At 70.2% G+C, this 1,773-nt stretch carries 1 protein-coding gene; it reads right to left on the bottom strand.

What is annotated here, in order from left to right; genetic code table 11:
* Positions 1 to 1,773, bottom strand: a 1,773-nt coding sequence (locus QYL93_RS31790; RefSeq protein WP_305747424.1) for a S8 family serine peptidase, incomplete at its 5' end; no start/stop codon positions are given.

The raw sequence follows: 1,773 nt of genomic DNA, 5'->3' as shown, positions 1-1,773 counted from the left end.
TCAGTAGCCATAGGCCTTGATGCTCCAGGCCGAGACGCTGCCGGTCTCGCCGGTTCTGCCGTCGCGCACGGACAGGGTCCAGTTGCCGTCGGCGGCCTCGCCCATCAGGCGCGCGATGCCGAAGGTGAAGCCCGCTTCGAGTGCGGCGCCGCAGGTGACGGCGTTGGCCGCCGTGTCCTTGCAATCGCGCACCACCGATACCGTACTGCGCGTGCCGGCAGGGCTGGTGAGCGTGATCTCCAGGTCGCCCACGTTGGTGTGGTTGGAGGTGATGGCCAGGTCCACGAATTCGAGCTTGCCGATGCCGCTGCCCTGCAGGGTGAGGCTGCTGGTGGCGGCGGCGCCGTTGTCGGCAATGGCCAGGGGGCTGCCCAGCGTGGCGGCCTGGGTGGCGGTTTTCTGTGCGGGCAGCAGGGCCCAGCCCGGGGCTGCGCGCACGGCGGCCAGCGCGTCGATGGCGCCGTAGCCGTACTCGTGGTTCACGTGCAGACCGCCACCGTTGGTGACCCAGCCGGCGTTGGCGGGGTCGGTCTTGCGCGCGGTGCGGGCGAGGATGGCGCGCACGTCACGCCAGGTGAGCGCGGGGTTGGTCTCCAGCAGAAGCGCGGCCACGCCGGCCGCCTGCGGCGTGGCGGCCGAGGTACCGTTCATGCAGCGCGTGTAGTTGGGGCTGCCGGTGATGTCCTGTGGCTTGTTGCCGTCGTTGTAGCCGCCCGCGCCCGATACGTCGGTGGTGGTGGTCGTCTGGGTGCCGCAGAACTCGCCGCCATAGGCAGTGACCAGCACATTGGAGCCGGGCTCGGAGTAGGAGGAGCGCTGGCCCTGGTCGTTGAGCGCACCGATGGCCAGCACGCCCTGGAAGTTGGCTTGGCCGTCGTAGTCCGAGCGGTCCTCGGGCGCGCCATTGCCGGCGGCCCAGGTGTAGATGGCGCCCTTGCCGCCGCGCCCGGTGCTGATGCCGGTGCGGATGGCGTCGCGCCACAGCTCGTCGGCCGGGGCCAGCATGCCGTTGCTGTCGGCCGCGCCGTAGCTGTTGGTGTAGATGTGGTTGCTGGCCAGGTCCTTGGTCACCGCGTCGGCGCCGAAGGCACCGGTGGTGGCCGACAACAGGTTGTAGCCCACCAGGCGCGCGTTGAAGGCCACGCCCGTCACGCCCAGGTTATTGTTGCCGATGGCAGCCGCCAGGCCGCCGCAGCTGGTGCCGTGCGAGCTGGTGGAGGACGATGGGTCGCCATAGGCATTGGTGCGGTAGTCCCAGCTCTTGCCGGCCACCACGCGCAGGTCTTCGTGAAAGATGTCGAGACCGTCGTCGATCACCGCGATCTGCACGCCCGTGCCAGTGGCCAACTGCCAGGCCTTGCCGATGTTCAGGTCTTCGCCCGCCAGGGCGGCCGGGCCGCCCGCGCCGCTCTGGCCCGTGTTCTTGAGGTGCCATTGGCGGCTGAACAGCGGGTCGTTGGGCACCAGGGCCGGCAGCGCACCGCCCCCGCCCACGCTGACCAGCCCGCCCACCGTCACCACCACGTCATAGAACGACTGGCTGCCCGCCGTCAGCGTGGCGATTGTGACCTGCCCGTTGGCCGGGTTGAAGCTGTCGTAGGTGCGGTTGGGCCCCGTGGCGCTGAAACCCAGCACCCCGCCTACGGTGATGACGACGTTGTCGTACTTGGTGTCCCCCACCACCAGGCTGCCGATACGCACCTCGGTGGGGCGGTCGGGCGACCAGGTGGTGGCCGCACCGGCCAGCCCGCAGGCGGCCAGCATGGCAGTGAC

It is taken from the genome of Acidovorax sp. A1169 (assembly GCF_030704685.1).
Taxonomy (GTDB): Bacteria; Pseudomonadota; Gammaproteobacteria; order Burkholderiales; family Burkholderiaceae_C; genus Acidovorax.
Note: the sequence above shows the minus strand (reverse complement) of the source record. Positions and strands in the feature narration are given on the sequence as shown.